Source organism: Kocuria sp. KSNUG (assembly GCF_049532735.1).
Classification (GTDB): domain Bacteria; phylum Actinomycetota; class Actinomycetes; order Actinomycetales; family Micrococcaceae; genus Kocuria; species Kocuria rhizophila.
In genome coordinates this window covers 230,272-249,214 of record NZ_CP150981.1, presented here as the reverse complement: position 1 = coordinate 249,214, position 18,943 = coordinate 230,272, and the positions used below count along the sequence as shown (strand labels likewise).

Genomic DNA, 18,943 nt, shown 5'->3' with positions numbered 1-18,943 from the left:
GGCCCAGCGGGCCCACGCACCGGCACCGCGCCGCCGCATGCGCGCCGCGTCCGCACGGTGCGCGCCCCACGCGAGCCGGCAGGTACGGCGACGACGCCGCCTGGGGCCCAGCGCGGCGTCGTCGTCAGGGGAGTGGGTCAGGCGTCGAAGTCCACGCGCAGCTCGTCCGAGGTGGGGCGGGTCTGGCACGTGAGCACGTAGCCGGCGTCCACCTCGTCCTTCTCGAGCGCGAAGTTCTCGTCCATCTCGAACTCGCCCTTGGTGACCTTGGCGCGGCAGGTGCCGCACACCCCACCCGCGCACGCGAAGGGGACGTCCGGGCGCACGCGCAGAGCGGCGTTGAGCACGGTCTCCGCGGCGGACTTGGGGGATTCCACCTGGGCGGAGGTGCCGTCCAGGTTGAAGACGATTGTGTAGTTCTCGCCCTTGGGGTCCGCCACGACCGGGCGGCCCTGCTGGCCCTGGGGAGCGGTGGGCTTGCCCGTGGTGAACAGCTCGAAGCGGACGCGGGACTCGTCCACGCCTCGCTCCTTGAGGACGTCCCGGCACAGCTGCACGAGCTCGAACGGGCCGCACAGGAACCACTCGTCCGCGGAGTCCACCTGGATCACGCGGTCCAGCAGCTCCTCGAGCTTGTCGTGGTCGATCCGCCCGGACATCAGCGGCGAGATCCGCTGCTCGCGGGACAGCACGTGGTGCACGGCCAGGCGCGCGGGGTACTTGTCCTTGAGGTCACCCAGCTCTTCGGCGAACATCACGTCCATGGAGGAGCGGTTCGCGTAGATCACGTCCATCTGGGCGGTGTCCGAGACGCGCAGCAGGGCGCGGGCGATCGCCATGATGGGGGTGATCCCGGAACCGGCGGCGAAGGCCACCAGGTGCACGTTGCGCTTCTTGGCCACCTCCTTCTCGGCCAGTTTCTCGGGATCGTTCATGGAGGTGATGTTGACCTTGGAGGTGAACGCGCCCTGCGGGTTCATCACGTCCAGGGTGTCACCGGCGGCCAGCTGCTCGTTGGCCCACGTGGAGAACACGCCGCCCATGTCCTTCTTGATGGCCACGCGGATCTCACCGGGGGTGGGGTCGGCGCAGATGGAGTAGGACCGGCGCACCTCGTGGCCGTTGATCTGCGCGCGGATGGCCACGTACTGACCCGGGAGGTAGTCGTAGTCCGCCACGAGGTCCTCGGGCACGTCGAACGTGACCTCCACGGAGTCGGAGGTCAGCTTGCGCACCTCGGAGACCGTGAGGGTGTTGAACACGGCACGGCGCTTGCCGCCGCCCGCGCTGGCTTCGGTGGCGTCCTCCAGCGTGGAGGTGTCCGCGGTTTCGCTCATGATCAGTGCACCTTGAAGTAGTCGAAGGGTTCTTTGCAGTCGTCGCAGACCCACAGGGCCTTGCAGGACGTGGACCCGAAGCGGGTCATCTCGTGGGTGCGCAGGGACTCGCAGCGCGGGCACTTCACGGCCAGGCTCAACCGCACGGGCCCGGAGTTGTGACCGGCGGCAGTGCGCCCGGTGGGCGGTGCGATGCCGTACTCGTTGAGCTTGGCGCGGCCCTCGGCGGACATCCAGTCCGTGGTCCACGCCGGGCGCAGCACCTGCACCACGCGCACGTTCTCGTAGCCGGCGGCGGTCACGGCCGCCTCGAGGTCCGCGGCCATGGTGTCCATGGCGGGGCACCCGGAGTAGGTGGGGGTGATGACCACCACCGTCTCGTCCTCCCCGGCCACGGCGTCCCGCAGCACCCCGAGGTCCTCGAGCGTGAGCACGGGGATCTCGGGGTCGCACACGGTGGCCGCGACGTCCCACAGGGCGGCGTCGGCCGGGTCGTCCGGGCGCCGCGAGGGCCCCAGGGGGACTTCACGGGGTGCCACGCCACCGGTGGGCGGCAGGGAACGGGGCGGAACGCGGGAGAACACGGAACTCACCACGTGGCGCCGGGATGCTGGCGGGCGAGCCACTGCATCTCGGCGAGGATGTACCCGCGGTACTCGGAGTAGGCGCCGTCGCGGGGCTCCGCGGACAGCCGGGCCTGGGCCACGTTGGGGACCTCGAGCTCGGCCTTGGCCAGCAGCGCGGTCACGCGGTCCATGGTCCGCTCGCGCAGCGTGGAGGGGCGCACGGCCACGCCCTCGAGCTCGTCGTGCAGCGGCTCGTCCGCGAACAGCTCGTCCAGGTAGGGCCACATGTAGTAGAGCCCGTCCTGGATGCGCCGCTTGGACTCCTCGGTGCCGAGGCCCAGGCGCAGGATCCACTGGGCCGCGTGGTCCTGGTGGTACTCCACCTCCTTGAGGGCCTTGTCCGCGATCGCGGCCAGGGTCTGGTCCGTGGAGGACTGCAGCGCGGAGTAGAGCTCGTACTGGTAGAAGGAGAACAGCAGCTGACGCGCGATGGTCTGGCCGAAGTCCCCGTTCTCCTGCTCCACGAGGCGCACGGAGCGGAACTCCTCCTCGTTGCGGAAGTACGCGAGCTCGTCCTCGGTCTTGCCCCACGCGGAGCCCGCGTAGGTCAGCAGGAAGCGCGCGTGGCCGATGAGGTCCAGGGCGATGTTGCCCAGCGCGATGTCCTCCTCGAGCTCGGGTGCCCGCGAGATCCACCAGCCCAGACGCTGGGACAGCATCAGGGCGTCGTCGCCGAGCCGCAGCGCGTACTGGGCCACGGCCTCGGGAGCCCTGCCGCCGGTCTCCGCAATGTCCTCGGCGGTGATGGCGACGCCCGCGGACTGCTTGGTGGCGGAGTCGTGGGAGGCGAAGGCGCTCACAGGTGCTTCACCCCTTCGCTCTTGGTGTAGTACGTGGCGTGGCGGTAGCTCTTGCCCTGCGCGGACTCGAAGTAGCCGCCCTTGGAGTCCGGGTCCGAGGCGGTGATCGCGTCCGCGGGGACCACCCACACGCTCGTGCCCTCGTTGCGCCGCGTGTAGAGGTCACGCGCGTTGCGCACGGCCATGGTGGCGTCCGGGGCGTGCAGCGAGCCCGCGTGCACGTGGGACAGCCCGCGCGAGGAGCGCACGAAGACCTCCCACAGGGGCCAGTTGCCGTTCTGGTTCTCGCTCATGCTCACGCTCCGATCAGCTCGGCGGAGCCGCGCCCCGCCATGACGGTGAAGTCCTCGTTCGCCTCGGCCGACGACGCCGCTGCCGCAGCCTCCGCGGTCTCGCGGGCCTGCCGCTGGGCGTAGGCCTCGGCGGCCTCGCGCACCCACGCGCCGTTGGCGTGCGCCTCGCGGCGGCGCTTCATGCGCTGGACGTTGCAGGGCCCGGAGCCCTTGATCACGGACATGAACTCGTTCCAGTCCAGCTGGCCGTAGTCGTAGTGCCCGCGCTCCTCGTTCCACTTGAGGTCCGGGTCCGGCAGGGTCAGGCCCAGGGCCTCGGCCTGCGGGACGATCATGTCCACGAAGCGCTGGCGCAGCTCGTCGTTGGAGAAGCGCTTGATGTTCCACTCCATGGACTGCTGGGAGTTGGGGGAGTCGGCGTCCGGGGGGCCGAACATCTGGAGAGCGGGGCCGTAGAAGCGGTTCACGGCGTCCTGCGCCATCTGCTTCTGGGCCTCGGTGCCGTGGGAGAGCTCGTAGAGGATCTCCCAGCCCTGGCGCTGGTGGAAGGACTCCTCCTTGCAGATGCGCACCATCGCGCGGCCGTACGGCCCATAGGAGGCGCGGCACAGCGGGACCTGGTTGCAGATCGCGGCGCCGTCCACGAGCCAGCCGATCGCACCCATGTCGGCCCACGTGCGGGCCGGGTAGTTGAAGATCGAGGAGTACTTGGCCTTGCCGCTGAGCAGCTGCTCGTTGAGCACGGAGCGCGGGGTGCCCAGGGTCTCCGCGGCGGAGTAGAGGTACAGCCCGTGGCCGGCCTCGTCCTGGACCTTGGCCATCAGCACGGCCTTGCGCTTGAGGCTCGGGGCGCGGGTGATCCAGTTGGCCTCCGGCTGCATGCCGATGATCTCGGAGTGCGCGTGCTGGGAGACCTGGCGGGTCAGGCTCTTCCGGTAGGCCTCGGGCATCCAGTCGCGGGGCTCCACGCGGGAGTCCTCGCTGATGAGGTGGTCGAAGTGCTGCTGCTCGGCGGTGGTGGCCGCCTGGTCCGCAGTGGTGGTCTGCTCAGTCATGGTGTGTCCTCGGTTCACGGGTGAGATGGGAGCGGAGGATGAACTCTGTACGCTGCCGACGATAATAACTGACCGCTCGTTCAGAATATAGACCCCCGGTGTGGCCGTCAACACATTTTTCGCCCTCGGTCAGGGGGTGCGTCAACGGTGGCGGCGCTGCAACGGAGCGCAGACTTGTTGACACACGTCACAATTCGCGGTTGTCTACTGACCGATCGTTCTGAAAATCGGAAGGAGCTCCCCGGTGCCACATCATCCGGTGCTCACGGGGGATCGCGCCTCCGAGTGGCTGGGCATCACCGTGCAGCGTGCTGACCCTGGCCACTGCGTGATCTCCATGGTTGTGCGTGACGAGATGCTCAACGGCTTCGGGATCGCCCACGGCGGCATGATCTTCGCCCTGGCCGACTCCTGCTTCGCCATGACCTGCAACGACCCCGACCCTGACGGCACCTCCATGACGGTGGCGCAGGGTGTGGACATCAACTTCCTCAGCTCCGCACAGCCCGGGCAGACCCTGGTGGCGGAGGGCCGCCAGATCGCCACCACCGGACGCAGCGGCCTGTGCGACATCACCGTCACCACCCAGGACGGGGACGTGATCGCCCAGTTCCGCGGCCGCAGCCGCACCGTGCCCCTTCGCCAGAAAGCGTGAATCCCATGACGTCGTGCTCCGTCCCCAACCCGTACCGCCCCGAGGCCTCCCAGGATCCGTCCCAGCCGGATCCGGAGGAGCTGATGAGCCGGGACCAGATCGAGGCCCTGCAGACCGAGCGGCTGAACTGGACTCTGCACTACGCGTACGAGAACGTCCCCGCGTACAAAGAGCTCTTCGACGAGCACGGTGTGCACCCGGACGACTTCCGCGATCTGGAGGACCTGGCCAAGTTCCCGTACACGGACAAGGAGTTCCTGCGGAAGGCCTACCCGTTCAAGTCCTTCGCCACGCCCATGTCCGAGATCCGCCGGATCCACGCGTCCTCGGGCACCACCGGTCAGCCCACCGTGGTGGCCTACACCGAGGAGGACCTCCTCACGTGGGGCTCCCTGGTGGCCCGCTGCTTCCGGATGTCCGGGATCAAGCCCGGGGACAAGGTGCACAACGCGTACGGCTACGGCCTGTTCACCGGCGGCCTGGGCGCCCACTACGGCGCCGAGCGCCTGGGGTGCGCGGTGATCCCGATGTCCGGCGGGCAGACCGAGAAGCAGGTGCAGCTGATCCGGGACTTCGACCCCGAGGCCATCCTCTCCACGCCCACCTACCTGCTCACGATCGCGGACGGGTTCCGCAAGCTGGGCTTCGACCCGCGGGAGACGTCCCTCAAGCACGCCGTGCTGGGCGCGGAGCCGTGGACCGAGGAGATGCGCCACGAGATCGAGAAGACCTTCGACATCACCGCGTGCGACATCTACGGGCTGTCCGAGGTCATGGGCCCCGGCGTGGCCGGCGAGTCCTTCGAGACCAAGGACGGCTCGCACATCTGGGAGGACCACTTCCGCCCGGAGATCATCGACCCGTTCGACGACACCGTGCTGCCCACGGGCCGCCCCGGTGAGCTGGTGTTCACAGCGCTGACCAAGCAGGCGCTGCCGATCATCCGCTACCGCACCCACGACCTCACCCGCCTGCTCCCGGGCACCGCGCGCCCCGGGCACCGCCGCATGGGCCGCATCACGGGGCGTTCGGACGACATGATCATCCTGCGCGGCGTGAACCTGTTCCCGTCCCAGATCGAGGAGCTCGCGCTGAAGATCCCGGCGCTGTCCCCGCACTTCACGCTGGAGATCACCCGGCCTCACCGCATGGACCAGATGACCATCCACATCGAGCGCCGCGAGGACGCCACGGTGGAGGAGGCCCAGGAGGCCGGGCGCGTGCTGCAGCACGAGATCAAGACCAAAATCGGCTCCAGCGCGGCCATCGACATCGCGGAGCCCGGTACCCTGGAGCGCTCCTCGGGCAAGCTGCGCCGCGTGTACGACCGTCGCGACAAGTAGTTCTCCGCCCTGCCGCCGGTCCTCCGTGGGGGCGGGAGCCAGGTGACGAACCGGTAACCTGAACATCCCGTCCCCCGGAAGATCGAGGCCCACGCCCATGTCCCCCGAACGCACCACCGCCGACGACGCCGCTGCCGCACCCCGGCGCGGCCGTCCCGGCTACGACCGCGAGACCCTGCTGGCCGTGTGCGTGGACGTGTTCAACCGCTACGGCTACGACGCCACGTCCATGGGGATGCTGTCCAAGCACCTGGGGATCTCCAAGTCCGCGATCTACCACCACGTGGAGTCCAAGGAGGAGATCCTGGGGCAGGCCCTGGACCGCGCCCTGGACGCCCTCGAGGCGGTGTTCGCGGAGGTGCTCGCGAGCGACAGCGGTCCCGTGGTCAAGCTCGAGCGGATCCTCGACGGCTCCGTGCGGGTGCTCGTGGCGCAGATGCCCTACGTGACGCTGCTGCTGCGGCTGCGCGGGAACTCGGAGGTCGAGGAGGCGGCGCTGCAGCGGCGTCGTACCCTGACCCGCAACCTGGAGGACCTGGTGCGTGAGGCCCAGGAGCTGGGCGAGCTGCGCTCGGACATCTCCGGGAAGTCCGCGCCGCGCCTCATGCTGGGGATGGTCAACTCGATCGTGGACTGGTACCAGCCCGGGCGCTCCGGGACGGTGGACCAGCTGGCCGCGACCGTGGTGACCATGGTCTTCGCGGGCCTGCGGGCGTAGCCGGCGCTCCCACCGAGGGCAGGTGCCCGCACCCGCCTAGGGTGAGCTCATGGACATCTCCCGTTCCCGAGATTTCGACCCCGCCGAGCTGATCGGTCTGTACGACGCCGTGGGGTGGAGCTCCTACACGCGGCGCCCCGAGGACTTCGGGCCCATGATCCGCAACGCGTGGCTGGTCATCTCCGCATGGGACGCGGGGGAGCTGGTGGGCCTGGTCCGGGTCGTGGGCGACGGTGTGACGGTTGCCTACATCCAGGACCTTCTGGTGCACCCGGCGCACCAGCGCCAGGGCATCGGACGCGCGCTGCTCACCGAGGTGCTGGCCGAGACAGCGCACATCCGCCAGGTCTACATCACCACGGACGATCCCCTCTGGAACCGTCACGTGGTGAAGCTCTACCGCTCCCTGGGCTTCCGCCCCACCGCGGACCTGGGCTGCACCACGCTCGCGATCATGCGCTGAGCGGGCCAGCCCGCCAGGAACGCTGCCCGGCAGTGCACGCGCGACGGCCGTCGGCACACACCGAGGCCCCGCGACGCGTCGTCGCGGGGCCTCAACGTTCAGGTGCGGTCCGGGGTGTCGGCGGAACCTGCGCCGGGGCTCAGGCCTCCGGCACGGGCCACTGCTTGGCCACCAGGGTCAGGACGTCGTAGGTGGCCACGATCTCGTCCTTCTGGTTGGTCAGCCGGGCATCCCACGCCACTTCGCCGTACTCGTCCGTCACACGCGGGGTGATCTTCTTGGCGGTCAGGGTCACGCGGATGGCGTCGTCGTAGGTCACCGGGGTGATGAAGCGCAGGTTCTCCAGCCCGTAGTTGGCGAGCACGGGCCCCGGGGCGGGCTCCACGAACAGTCCGGCGGCCCAGGAGACCAGCAGGTAGCCGTGGGCCACGCGGCGCGGGAAGAACGGGTTGGCCGTGGCGGCCTCCTCGTCCGTGTGCGCGTAGAACGTGTCCCCGGTCTTCTCCGCGAACTCCAGGATGTCCTCAAGCTTCACGGTGCGCAGGTCCGAGACGAACTGGTCCCCGATCCGCAGGGTTTGGAGGGACTTGCGGAAGGGGTGCTCGCCCGTGCCGTTCTCCACGTCCTCGCGGGTCACGGTGTTCGCGGTGGCGCCCCAGTGCCACTGACCGGTGATCCCGGTGAGCAGGTCCGGGGAGCCCTGCACGGCGGTGCGCTGCATGTAGTGCTTCACGGCGCGCACGCCGCCCAGCTCCTCGCCACCGCCGGCACGGCCGGGTCCGCCGTGCACCAGGTGGGGCACGGGCGAGCCGTGACCGGTGGAGGTCCTGGCGTCGTCGCGGTCCAGGAACAGCACGCGCCCGTGGTGCGCACCGATCCCGGACGCGAACTGCGCCGCGAGCTCGGGGGAGTGGGTGCACACGGTGGCCACCAGGGAACCGCCACCCAGGGCGGCGATCTCCACGGCGTCCGCCACGTCACCCGAGTAGCCGAGCACGGAGGTGACCGGGCCGAACGCCTCGACCTCGTGCACGGCGGGGGTGCGGGCGTCGTCGAACGAGAGCAGGGTGACCGGGAAGAACGCGCCGTCCTGGGGCACGGAGGACAGCTCCTCGGGTCCGCCCAGCTCCACCGTGGCGCCGGCGTCGATCAGGGTGCGCACGGAGCGCAGCACCTCGGAGGCCTGGTCCTCGGACGCGAGCGGGCCCACGGTGGTGGCGGGGTCCCGGGGATCGCCCACCACGCCGCGCTGAGCGACGCGCTCCTGCAGCGCCGCGACCACGGCCGGCTTGATCTCCTGCGGCACGATCACCCGGCGCACTGCGGTGCACTTCTGACCGGCCTTGGCGGTGATCTCCAGGACCACGGACTTCACGAACGCCTCGAACTCGGGGGAGTCCTCGGTGACGTCCGGGGCCATGACGGCGGCGTTGAGGGAGTCGGTCTCCGCGGTGAAGCGCACGCCCTTCTCCTGCACGTGGCTGTGCGCGCGCAGGGACCGCGCGGTGGCGGCGGAACCGGTGAAGGCCACGTGGTCGCGGGCGTCCAGGTGGTCCAGAAGGTCCCGGGCGGAGCCGGAGATCAGCTGCAGCGAGCCCTCCGGCAGCAGTCCCGAGTCCAGCATGAGCCGCACGCACGCCTCGGTCACGTACCCGGTGGGGGTGGCGGGCTTCACGATGGTGGGCACCCCGGCGATGAACGCGGGCGCGAACTTCTCGAGCATGCCCCACACGGGGAAGTTGAACGCGTTGATCTGCACGGCCACGCCGGGCAGCCGGGTGTAGATGTGCTCGCCCAGGAACGAACCGTCCCGGGAGAGCTGCTCCACGGCGCCGTCCACGACCACGTTGGAGTTCGGCAGCTCGCGGCGCCCCTTGGAGGAGAACGTGAACAGCGTGCCGATGCCGCCGTCGATGTCGATCAGGTGGTCCTTGGCCGTGGCTCCCGTGGCGTCGGAGATCTCGTACAGCTCCTCCTTGTGCTCGCCGAGGTACTGGGCCAGCTGCTTGAGGATCAGCGCGCGGTCGTGGATCCGCAGGGCCCCCAGGGAGGTCTGGCCCACGGTGCGCGCGTACTCCACGGCACCGGCGGTGTCGATCCCGTCCGTGCTCACGCGCGCCACGAGCTCGCCGGTGGCGGCGTTGCGCACGTCCGCGACCTTCTGCGGGTCCTCCGGGCGCCACCACTCACCCTTGACGAAGCTGGGCAGGATCTGCGGCTGCGGGGTGTCGGTTGCCTGGTTCTGGGTGCTCACGCGGGGTCCTCCGGACTGTCGCGGCCGTTAGCCGAACGATCGGTCAGTATTGCCCCCAGGATAACCTAGGTCACACAGGCACACCATGGCCGTCACCCGGGCCCACGCCTCACAGCACCACGGGACCGCCGGTCCCGGACCGCACTGGGCCGCCGCCCGCTGCAGCACGGGCCCGCCTGGCCCACGACGCCGCTCGGCCGCCGTGCGCAGCGAGCGCACCCGGACGGCGTCGTGCCCCCACGACACGAGGAGCAGACATGCACGAGGACCCCACCCCCGCGGACGCACGCGTGGAGAACGAGCGGCGCGCGGCGTCGTCGGACGAGCAGAAGGGCAGGGCGTTCGACCCCTGGAGCATCGAGCTGGGCGAGCTGGACCGGAAGATGGGCGTGGAGGTGGAGGAGCAGTCCGCCGAGCGGATCGTGGCGACCATGCCCGTGGAGGGCAACCGGCAGTCGCTGGGACTGCTGCACGGCGGTGCGTCCGTGGCGCTCGGGGAGATGCTGGGCTCGTGGGCCGCGGTGATCCACGGCTCCACCATGGGCAAGGTGGCCGTGGGCGTGGACATCAACGCCACCCACCACGCCTCCGCCACGAGCGGGCGGGTGCGCGGGGTGGCCACGGCCATTCGCCTGGGCCGCACCATGACCAGCCACGAGGTGGTCATCACGCACATCGACACCGGCCGCCGGCTGTGCACGGTGCGGATCACCAACTTCCTCAAGGACGCGCCGAGCTCCTGAGCTGTGGCTCAGAGTGCGCGCGGGACCTGGGGCGGCCGACGGGTCACCGTGGGCAGTTCCCGGCCGCACCCGGTCGTCGCCGCCGGCCCGGGGCGGCGCGCCTGCACGCACAGAGCCGCCCCGGCGCCGCAGGGTTGCGGTGCCGGGGCGGTTCGTCGTCCGCGGGAGGGCTGAGGAGCCCCTCGGTGCGGACGGGGTGAACGCGGGGGTCCGGGTGCGAAGTCAAAGGCCCCAATGACCGTGCTGCGACCCCCGCGGGTCCGGTTCAGTCCGTGGCCGCTGGGCGGCTCAGAACTGGGCGCTCTCGGTGGAGCCCTTGAGAGCGATGGTCGAGGAGTTCGGGTTGACCACCTGGGACACCAGGTCGAAGTAGCCGGTGCCCACCTCGCGCTGGTGCTTGGTGGCGGTGTAGCCGCGCTCCTCGGCGGCGAACTCGCGCTCCTGCAGGTCCACGTAGGCGCTCATCTGGTTGCGGGCGTAGCCGTGGGCCAGGTCGAACATGGAGTAGTTCAGGGCGTGGAAGCCCGCCAGGGTGATGAACTGGAAGCGGTAGCCCATGGCGGCGAGCTCGCGCTGGAACTTGGCGATGGTGTCGTCGTCCAGGTGCTTCTTCCAGTTGAAGGACGGCGAGCAGTTGTACGCCAGCATCTGGTCCGGGAACTCCTCGTGGACGGCCTCCGCGAACTGCTTGGCGAGCTCGAGGTCGGGCGTGCCGGTCTCCATCCAGATGAGGTCCGAGTACGGGGCGTACGCCTTGGCGCGGGCGATGCAGGGCTCGATGCCGTTGCGGACCTTGTAGAAGCCCTCCGCGGTGCGCTCGCCGGTGATGAACTCGGCGTCCTGCTCGTCCACGTCCGAGGTGATCAGCGTGGCGGCCTCGGCGTCCGTGCGGGCGATGATGATGCTGGGGACGTCCTCCACGTCCGCCGCCAGGCGTGCCGCGTTGAGGGTGCGCACATGCTGCTGGGTGGGGATCAGCACCTTGCCGCCCAGGTGGCCGCACTTCTTCTCGGAGGCCAGCTGGTCCTCCCAGTGCACGCCGGCCGCGCCCGCATCGATCATGGACTTCATGAGCTCGAACGCGTTGAGCGGTCCGCCGAAGCCGGCCTCCGCGTCCGCGACGATCGGCGCCATCCAGTTCTCCACGGTGTGGACGTCCTCGGCGTGCTCGATCTGGTCCGCGCGCTTGAGCGCGTTGTTGATCCGGCGCACCACCTGCGGAACGGAGTTCGCGGGGTAGAGGGACTGGTCCGGGTAGGTCTGGCCCGCCAGGTTGGCGTCACCGGCCACCTGCCAGCCGGAGAGGTAGATGGCCTTGAGCCCGGCCTTGACCTGCTGGACCGCCTGGTTGCCGGTCAGAGCGCCCAGAGCATTGATGTAATCCTCCGAGTTGAGCAGGTGCCAGAGTCGCTCCGCGCCGCGCCGGGCGTTGGTGTGCTCTTCTCGAAAGGAGCCCTGCAGACGCAGGACCTCCTCGGGGGCGTAGTCACGGGTCACGCCCGCCCAGCGGGGGTTCTCCTCCCAGTCGCGGGCCAGCTCGGCGGCGCTGCGGAGGTTGCTGTTCTCGCTGCTCATCTCGGTCTCCTTCGATCGGTCGTCCCGGCGGTACGGGGAAGTTCCGCCCGGGTAACTTGATGAGTTCTACTTTTGCCGCGATCTGCACCCCTGCAAAGGGGTTTTGCGAGTGAAGAACCGCATTTCTTCACGCCTGGGAAAATTGGTTCTAAACTCGGGGTATGACCCCTACCACAGGCCCCCGCAGGCGGCGCCGCACCGTCGACGCCGCTCCCTCCCCCTCCACAACCGGTCGCACCCCCGCGGACACCGACGGGCGGAGGGCCCCCGCCGCGCGCGGCACCGCGGGGTCGCGGACCCCCTCGGCGGCCGCCACTGGCCGGGACGGCAGGGGTGCCGAACGCGCGGCACCCGGCGCGGCGGCGTCGTCCTCCGGGGGCCGCGATGCCCTGCGGGGCTCACGCGCCGGAGCGGGAACCGGGGCGAGCAGACGGACGCCGTCCCCGGTGCCGCCGGAGGAGGCGGGGGACCCCACGGACCCGATCGTGCTGGGGCGCCGCATCCGGTACCGCCGCAAGCGACTGCGGATCACCCTGGAGGAGCTCGCGCGCACCGTGGGCATGGCACCCAGTGCGCTGTCCCTGATCGAGAACGGCAAGCGCGAGCCCAAGCTCAGCACCCTCTCGGCCCTGGCCGGTGCGCTGGACATGGGTGTGGAGCAGCTGCTCGGGTCCAAGGCGCCGTCCCGCCGCATGGAGCTGGAGATCCAGGTGGAGCGGGTGCAGCGCGGGCCCATGTACGCGGCCCTCGGGCTGCCCACCGTGCGCGTGGGTCCGGGGATGAGCACCGAGACGCTCGAGGCGCTCGCCGCCCTGCAGCAGCAGCTCGGCCAGCGGCTGGAGGAGCAGGCCGCCACCCCGGAGGAGGCCCGGCGCGCCAACACCCAGCTGCGCGCGCGGATGCAGGGTGTGAACAACTACTTCGAGCGCATCGAGACCATGGCCGCGGAGCTGCTGGCCGCGATCAAGCACACGGGCGGGCCGCTGTCCGAGCACCACATCTCCCGGCTCGTGGAGCACGTGGGCTTCGAGATCCACCAGGTTCCGGACCTGCCGCACTCCACGCGCTCCGTCACGGACCTGCGCAACCGGCGGTTCTACCTGCCCACCTCCGCCGGGGCGGGCTCCCCGTGGTCCGTGCTGCTGCAGGCCGTGGGGCACCACCTGCTGGAGCACCGCCGGCCCGCGGACTACGGCGAGTTCCTGGAGCAGCGCGTTGAGACCAACTACTTCGCCGCGGCGCTGATGATCCCGGAGGCATCCGCGGTGGACCTGCTGGCCCGCGCCAAGTCTCAGCGGGAGCTGTCCGTGGACGACCTCCGGGACGCGTTCGCGGTGTCCCACGAGACCGCCGCGCACCGGATGACCAACCTGATGACCCACCACTTCGACATCCCCACGCACTTCGAGAAGGTGCACTCCTCCGGGATCATCCACAAGGCGTGGCAGAACGACGGCCTGCAGTTCCCCACGGACCACAGCGGAGCCGTGGAGGGTCAGCGAGCGTGCCGGTTCTTCTCCGCCCGCCAGGCGTTTTCGGGCACCAACCGGCTGCTGTCCCACTTCCAGTACACGGACACCCCCCACGGCACGTACTGGTGCTCGGCGCGTGTGGAGGGCTCCGAGCACGGCGAGTTCTCCATCTCCTTCGGGGTGCCCTACGAGCACGTCAAGTGGTTCCGTGGCCGCGCCACCTCCTACCGGCGCACCTCCACGTGCCCGGACCCCGCGTGCTGCCAGCAGCCCTCCCCGGCGCTCGCGGACCAGTGGGAGGGGCAGGCCTGGCCCTCGGCGCGTCCGGCCACCCACATGCTCGCGGCCATGCCCGCCGGAGCGTTCCCCGGAGTGGACGAGACGGAGGTCTTCCGGTTCCTGCAGCGCCACGCGCCCGCCGTTGAACTGGACGAGGACCTCGCGTAACCTCCATCACATTCCTACTGCCGCGTAGCCTGCCGTCCGCGGCCCGTGCGTGTTCCGTCCCGGGGCGCCGTCGGGTCCATCGCACCCGGGCCACTCCGGGGGCGACGACGCCGCGCGGCCCCGTCCGCGACGAAAGGCCAGTCCCATGACCATCTCCACGTGCGACCTCTACGACGAGCGCGGCGACGAGCTGCAGTCCGTGACCACCCAGTTCATCTCGGTGGGGGGTGTGCACCAGTTCACCGGCCCCATCCGCACGGTGCGGTGCTTCGAGTCCAACGTGGACGTCAAGAAGCTGGTGGCGACCCCGGGTGAGGGTGCCGTGCTCGTGGTGGACGGGCAGGGCTCCATGAACTGCGCGCTGCTGGGGGACAACGTGGCACGCACCGCCATGCAGAACGGCTGGGCCGGACTGGTGATCAACGCCCCCGTGCGGGACCGTGTGGAGCTCGGCACCCTGGAGATCGGCGTCAAGGCGCTGGGCACCAACCCCCGCAAGTCCTCGCCCAACGACTTCGGAGAGACGGACGTGATCCTCAACTTCGGCGGCGTGACCTTCCGGCCCGGCAAGACCCTGTGGGCGGACGAGGACGGGATCCTCGTGGAACGCTGACGCCCGAGCCGGCGCGGGGCAGGGGGCGGCCCACCGGGGATCCGGCAGACGAGAGGAGCGGACCCGCCGCAGCGGGACCGCTCCTCTCCTGTCGCTGGTCAGGCGTTGCCTGCCAGGGGTGTGGGCGCTACTTCTGGGCCACGAACGCGGACCCGTTCCACGTCCACTGCACGGTCTCCCCGGTGAGAACGCCGTCCGAGCCCACGACCTTCTGAGTCACGGTGGGTTTCCCGGCGGCGTCGATCGTCACGCCAGCCTGCTCGAACGGGTACTGAGACTTCTCCGACCCGGGCAGCGTGCCGTGGGAGTCGTAGCCCTTCTCCGTGGGGCTGATCACGGTGACACCCATGCTGTCCGAGAAGTAGACGTTGCCGTACTTGTCCACGGGACTCTTGGGGTCCACCTCCCACAGCTGGTCGCCGATCATGGGTTCGGCGCCGAACGAGACGGCGGTGGTCTTCTCCGGGGAGGAGGCGTATCCCACGGACTGCCCGTTCTGGTAGACGGCGTAGCTGGGCCGCTTCCCCTGCGGGGCGGTGTCCGGCACGGTGGTCAGCGTGTAGGACACGATCTCCATGGGACCGAACGTGGGGTGCTGGACCTTCACGCGGGCGGTCTCCTCGCAGACACCGGCGCACGGATCCTTCACGGCCGGCAGAGCGGAACCGGAGCCGGGTGCTCCGCTCGTGGAGGGCGCGGCGCTGGCTGCGGGCGAGCCGGCGGCGTCGCCCCCGCCGGTCGTGGCGGCGGGACTGGCCGGTGCGGACGACGCCGTTGCGGCCTGGGTCTGCGACGCGGCCGGGCTGCTCGCCTCGGCGGACTCCCCGCCCTGCCCGCACCCCACGAGGAGCGGGACGGCCACGGCGGCTGCGGTCACGATCTTGAGCTTATGGCTGTTCATGGTTCTCACCTTGCGGATGGATCACCTGCGATTGCCAACACCTCCACCCTGCGACGTGGTGTTTGCAATAGCAACACCTGTGATGCAATCGTGACCGTCGCCCGCCTCGCTCCTGCTCCGTGCGCTCGCGCCCGATCGTCCCGGCACCCTCGGGCGGGAGTCCAAGGCCTGCAGCTCGGGTGTCCTGGTGGGTGACGCAGCGCGGGCGGCCCTGGAGGTGGGCGGCCCGGGATCGAGAACGAGCGGCCCACGCACTGCTGTGCGAGCCGCTCGTCTTCGTCCCCTCCGGGTCCCAACCCCGGTTCTCCCCCCATCTCCCCGCGCCGGTTCCCAACACCGGCGCCGGCCCCTTTCTCCCCTCCGGGTGGGGGCCCGGATCCTTCAGGTGGGACATGCTCCACCCTGAAGCACGAGATTTGCGTGTGCAACCGTTTGTGATCGAATCGTGACAGGAAAATGCCCGCCACCCGGAAGCTCCGGGTGGCGGGCTGCAGTGCAGAACACCTCTCTGCCGTGCTCGGACGGTGCGCGCGGCGTCAGGAGTAGTCGTAGAAGCCCTTCCCGGACTTCTTGCCCAGCTCACCGCGCTCCACCATGTCCCGCATGAGCTGCGGCGGAGCGAAGCGGGGGCCGAGCTCCTTCTCCAGGTACTCGGCGATCCCCAGCCGGACGTCCAGACCCACGATGTCCGTGAGCGCGAGCGGACCCACGGGGTGCTTGTAGCCGAGCACCATGGCGTTGTCGATGTCCTCGGGGGAGGCCACGCCCTCCTCGACCATGCGGATGGCCTCCAGGCCCAGCGCCACTCCCAGGCGGGAGGACGCGAAGCCGGGGGCGTCCTTGACGGTCACGGGGGTCTTTCCGAGCCCCGCGACCCACTGCGCGGTGAGATCCTGCATGTCCTGCCCGGTGCGCTCGCCCACCACGATCTCCACGAGCTTGGAGGCCGGAACCGGGTTGAAGAAGTGCATGCCGCAGAAGCGCTCGGGGCGCTGCAGCTCGGCGGCGAGCCCGTCGATGGACAGTGACGAGGTGTTGGAGGCGAGCCACGCGTCCTCACGCAGGTTGGCCTCCACGTTCTGCAGGGAGGAGACCTTGAGGTCCCAGAGCTCGGGAACGGCCTCGACCACCAGGTCGCACTGTGCGAAGTCCGCGTAGTCCACGCTGACCGCGAAGTCCTCGGTCCACACGTCCAGGTTGCCGTCGATCTTCCCGCGCTCCAGGGACTTGGCGAGGTCGGACTCCACGCGCTCCTTCGCCGCCTCCGCGGCGGGGGCGTCCACCTCCACCACGGTCACGCGGGATCCTGCGATCAGGAACGCGTGCGCGATGCCCGCGCCCATGCGGCCACCACCCAGCACACCCACGGTGGCGGGAACAGCGGACTCGGTCTTCTCGGTCATTTCTTGGGCTCCTTCTTGCGGTCCAGGAACGCTTGCATGCGGTCGAACTTGGCCTGCGACTCGAACAGGACGGCCTGCGCGAGCTCGTCCACGTGGGGGTGCGCCTCGCGCGGCATGGCGAACACCCGCTTGGAGATCCGCACGGCCAGCGGGTCCTGCGCGGCGATCCGGTCCGCGAGCGCGTCTGCGGCGGTCAGCAGCTCGTCCGGCTCGTGGATCTCGGTGATCAGGCGGGCCTCCAGGGCCTCGTCCGCGGAGAGGATGCGCCCGGCCATCAGGATGTCCTTGGCCAGGGCCTCCCCCGCGAGCTCCTTGAGCCGCCACAGGGCACCGGCCGCTGCGATGATGCCCAGCCCGGTCTCCGGTTGGCCCACCTTCAGGCGCGGCGTGCCGATCCGGAAGTCCGCGGCCCACGCGAGCTCCGCGCCGCCGCCCAGGGCGTAGCCGTCCAGGGCAGCGACCACGGGCATGGGCAGCTTGGCGATCCGGTCGAAGATCTGCGAGTTCACTCCGCGCAGGGCGTCCTCACGACGCCGCTCGCGCAGCTGGGCGATGTCCGCACCGGAGGCGAAGATCCCCTTGCCGTTCACGCGGGTGCCGCTGAGCACCATGATCTTCGGCTCGCGCTCCAGGTGCCCGCACACCGTGTGCAGCTCGTCCACCATGACCTGGTCGATCGCGTTGCGCACGTCCGGGCGGTCCAGGGCCACGTGCAGGCGGTCCGGGCGCTCGCTCACGCGCAGCGCCTCGAAGTCCGCGGCCCACGCGGGTGTTCCGCCCGCTGCCTGCTCCTCCGCGATGGCTGCCGCGGGTGAGCCGCCGGTGGCCGTGGTGCCGGGGGCGGCGGCCCCCGCCGTGTTCCCGTTCTCCGAGGACGACGCTGCGGTGGTGCCGTCCGCGCGGGGGTCGCGTGCGGCGTCGTCGTGCGTGGTGTTCGTGTCCGTCACGGCCGGATCACACCCGCTCGATCAGCAGGGCGGCGCCCTGGCCCACGCCGATGCACATGGTGGCCAGGCCCTTGGCGGTGCGCTCGCGCTCCATGCGGCCCATCAGGGTGATCACGATGCGCGAGCCGGAGGAGCCCAGCGGGTGACCGAGGGCAATGGCGCCGCCGTCCCGGTTGACGATCTCGGGATCCAGGCCGAGGCGGCGGATGGAGCCGAGGGACTGCGTGGCGAAGGCCTCGTTGATCTCCACGGAGCCGAGGTCCCCCACGGACCAGCCCGCGCGCTCGAGGACCTTCTCGGACGCGGGCACCGGGCCCAGGCCCATGATCTCGGGCGCGAGACCGGCGGAGGCGCCGTCCACCACCCGGGCCCGGGCGGTGAGACCGTACTTGGTCACGGCACGCTCGCTGGCCACGATCACGGCGGATGCGCCGTCGTTGAGCGAGGACGAGTTGCCGGCGGTGACCACGGAGCCGCCCTTCACCACGGGGCGCAGCTTGGCGAGCACCTCGGTGGTGGAGCCCTCGCGGGGGCCCTCGTCCGTGTCCACCACGGTGACCGCACCCTTGCGACCCCTGACCTCCACCGGGACGATCTCGTCCGTGAAGTGCCCCGCCGCGATGGCCGCGAGCGCCTTGCGGTGGGACTTCGCGGCGAACTCGTCCGCGTCCTCGCGGGAGATGCCGTCCACGCGGGCGACCTCCTCCGCGGTCTCCGGCATGGAGTAGGTCATCTTGCCGTCCCGGGAGAGGGGACCGTCCACGAACGCGGGGTTGGGGAAGCGCCAGCCGATCGAGGTGTCGTAGACCTCGCCGGGCTTGGCGAACGCTGTGGTGGGCTTCTCCATGACCCACGGGGCGCGGGACATGGACTCCACACCGCCGGCCACCACGATGTCCGCAGCACCGGACTTGACCATCTGCGAGGCGATCGTGATCGCGGACATGCCCGAGGCGCACAGCCGGTTCACGGTGATCCCGGGAACGGTGTCCGGGTAGCCGTTGAGCAGCCACGCCATGCGGGCCACGTTGCGGTTCTCCTCACCGGCGCCGTTGGCGTTGCCCAGGATGACCTCGTCCACCAGGGAGGGGTCGATCCCGGAGTCCTCCACCACGGAGCGGATGCACAGGGCGGCGAGGTCGTCCGGACGCACCGAGGACAGGGCCCCTCCGTAGCGGCCCACGGGAGTGCGGGCTCCTCCGACGAGAAAGGCGTGGGGCATCTCGGACATGGCATCTCCTCAGGGGCGCAATAACTGACCGTTCGTTCTAGTTCAGGTTCCCCGATCGTGTGAGCCA

At 70.2% G+C, this 18,943-nt stretch carries 18 protein-coding genes; 7 read left to right on the top strand and 11 right to left on the bottom strand.

All coding sequences use genetic code 11. The features are described 5' to 3' along the window. Positions 1–137 precede the first annotated feature (137 nt). From paaE to paaA, 5 genes are read right to left on the bottom strand one after another with little or no spacing between them, the layout of a single operon-like run. Complete coding sequence (gene paaE / locus AABM36_RS01100) at positions 138–1,337, bottom strand: 1,2-phenylacetyl-CoA epoxidase subunit PaaE (RefSeq protein WP_257744967.1); 1,200 nt, start codon at positions 1,335–1,337, stop codon at positions 138–140. A gap of 2 nt (positions 1,338–1,339) precedes the next feature. Further along, the gene (paaD, locus tag AABM36_RS01095) at positions 1,340–1,876 is read right to left on the bottom strand and encodes a 1,2-phenylacetyl-CoA epoxidase subunit PaaD (RefSeq protein WP_082019307.1); all 537 of its coding nucleotides are present in this window, start codon (positions 1,874–1,876) and stop codon (positions 1,340–1,342) included. Between the two features lie 50 nt (positions 1,877–1,926). Further along, positions 1,927–2,763, bottom strand: a complete 837-nt coding sequence (gene paaC / locus AABM36_RS01090; protein WP_423446791.1) for a 1,2-phenylacetyl-CoA epoxidase subunit PaaC — start codon at positions 2,761–2,763, stop codon at positions 1,927–1,929. Further along, positions 2,760–3,056, bottom strand: a complete 297-nt coding sequence (gene paaB, locus AABM36_RS01085; RefSeq protein WP_012397288.1) for a 1,2-phenylacetyl-CoA epoxidase subunit PaaB — start codon at positions 3,054–3,056, stop codon at positions 2,760–2,762. Before paaB ends, paaC begins: the two co-directional genes overlap by 4 nt. A gap of 2 nt (positions 3,057–3,058) precedes the next feature. Further along, positions 3,059–4,111, bottom strand: coding sequence for a 1,2-phenylacetyl-CoA epoxidase subunit PaaA (gene paaA, locus AABM36_RS01080; RefSeq protein ID WP_070637033.1), 1,053 nt, complete (start codon positions 4,109–4,111; stop codon positions 3,059–3,061). Positions 4,112–4,355: 244 nt separating this feature from the next. Here paaA and AABM36_RS01075 point away from each other — a divergent pair, with 244 nt between their 5' ends. The 4 genes from AABM36_RS01075 (at position 4,356) to AABM36_RS01060 (ending at position 7,290) form a co-directional block, all read left to right on the top strand. Continuing rightward, complete coding sequence (locus AABM36_RS01075) at positions 4,356–4,766, top strand: PaaI family thioesterase (RefSeq protein WP_070637032.1); 411 nt, start codon at positions 4,356–4,358, stop codon at positions 4,764–4,766. Between the two features lie 5 nt (positions 4,767–4,771). Next, on the top strand, positions 4,772–6,109 hold the full coding sequence (locus AABM36_RS01070; RefSeq protein WP_423446788.1) for a phenylacetate--CoA ligase family protein: 1,338 nt from the start codon (positions 4,772–4,774) through the stop codon (positions 6,107–6,109). Between the two features lie 97 nt (positions 6,110–6,206). Continuing rightward, positions 6,207–6,827 (top strand): TetR/AcrR family transcriptional regulator, encoded by a 621-nt coding sequence (locus AABM36_RS01065; protein ID WP_070637031.1) that lies wholly within the window; start codon positions 6,207–6,209, stop codon positions 6,825–6,827. A gap of 49 nt (positions 6,828–6,876) precedes the next feature. Further along, positions 6,877–7,290, top strand: a complete 414-nt coding sequence (locus AABM36_RS01060; RefSeq protein WP_070637030.1) for a GNAT family N-acetyltransferase — start codon at positions 6,877–6,879, stop codon at positions 7,288–7,290. A gap of 139 nt (positions 7,291–7,429) precedes the next feature. Here the strand turns inward: AABM36_RS01060 and paaZ are convergent, their stop codons facing one another. After that, complete coding sequence (gene paaZ / locus AABM36_RS01055; RefSeq protein WP_423446785.1) at positions 7,430–9,544, bottom strand: phenylacetic acid degradation bifunctional protein PaaZ; 2,115 nt, start codon at positions 9,542–9,544, stop codon at positions 7,430–7,432. A 257-nt stretch (positions 9,545–9,801) separates the two neighbouring features. Here paaZ and AABM36_RS01050 point away from each other — a divergent pair, with 257 nt between their 5' ends. After that, complete coding sequence (locus AABM36_RS01050; RefSeq protein ID WP_019309852.1) at positions 9,802–10,287, top strand: hotdog fold thioesterase; 486 nt, start codon at positions 9,802–9,804, stop codon at positions 10,285–10,287. A gap of 288 nt (positions 10,288–10,575) precedes the next feature. Here AABM36_RS01050 and aceA read toward each other — a convergent pair whose 3' ends face one another. Next, positions 10,576–11,862 (bottom strand): isocitrate lyase, encoded by a 1,287-nt coding sequence (gene aceA, locus AABM36_RS01045; RefSeq protein WP_039101611.1) that lies wholly within the window; start codon positions 11,860–11,862, stop codon positions 10,576–10,578. A 446-nt stretch (positions 11,863–12,308) separates the two neighbouring features. Here aceA and AABM36_RS01040 point away from each other — a divergent pair, with 446 nt between their 5' ends. Together AABM36_RS01040 and rraA are read left to right on the top strand one after the other, a co-directional pair. Further along, entirely contained in the window at positions 12,309–13,781 is a 1,473-nt protein-coding gene (locus AABM36_RS01040; protein ID WP_019309854.1) for a helix-turn-helix domain-containing protein, read from the top strand. A gap of 145 nt (positions 13,782–13,926) precedes the next feature. Continuing rightward, positions 13,927–14,394: a ribonuclease E activity regulator RraA gene (gene rraA, locus AABM36_RS01035; protein WP_135010695.1), complete on the top strand. Its 468-nt coding sequence runs from the start codon at positions 13,927–13,929 to the stop codon at positions 14,392–14,394. A 127-nt stretch (positions 14,395–14,521) separates the two neighbouring features. Here rraA and AABM36_RS01030 read toward each other — a convergent pair whose 3' ends face one another. From AABM36_RS01030 to AABM36_RS01015, 4 genes are all read right to left on the bottom strand, one after another. Then, positions 14,522–15,295, bottom strand: coding sequence for a hypothetical protein (locus AABM36_RS01030; RefSeq protein ID WP_208547327.1), 774 nt, complete (start codon positions 15,293–15,295; stop codon positions 14,522–14,524). A 536-nt stretch (positions 15,296–15,831) separates the two neighbouring features. After that, complete coding sequence (locus AABM36_RS01025) at positions 15,832–16,698, bottom strand: 3-hydroxyacyl-CoA dehydrogenase family protein (protein ID WP_124109745.1); 867 nt, start codon at positions 16,696–16,698, stop codon at positions 15,832–15,834. Continuing rightward, positions 16,695–17,498 carry an enoyl-CoA hydratase/isomerase family protein gene (locus AABM36_RS01020; protein WP_047979442.1) on the bottom strand — a complete coding sequence of 268 codons (804 nt, stop codon included), beginning with the start codon at positions 17,496–17,498 and terminating at the stop codon, positions 16,695–16,697. Before AABM36_RS01020 ends, AABM36_RS01025 begins: the two co-directional genes overlap by 4 nt. 154 nt (positions 17,499–17,652) lie before the next feature. Further along, positions 17,653–18,876: a thiolase family protein gene (locus AABM36_RS01015; RefSeq protein ID WP_423446778.1), complete on the bottom strand. Its 1,224-nt coding sequence runs from the start codon at positions 18,874–18,876 to the stop codon at positions 17,653–17,655. Positions 18,877–18,943 lie beyond the last annotated feature (67 nt).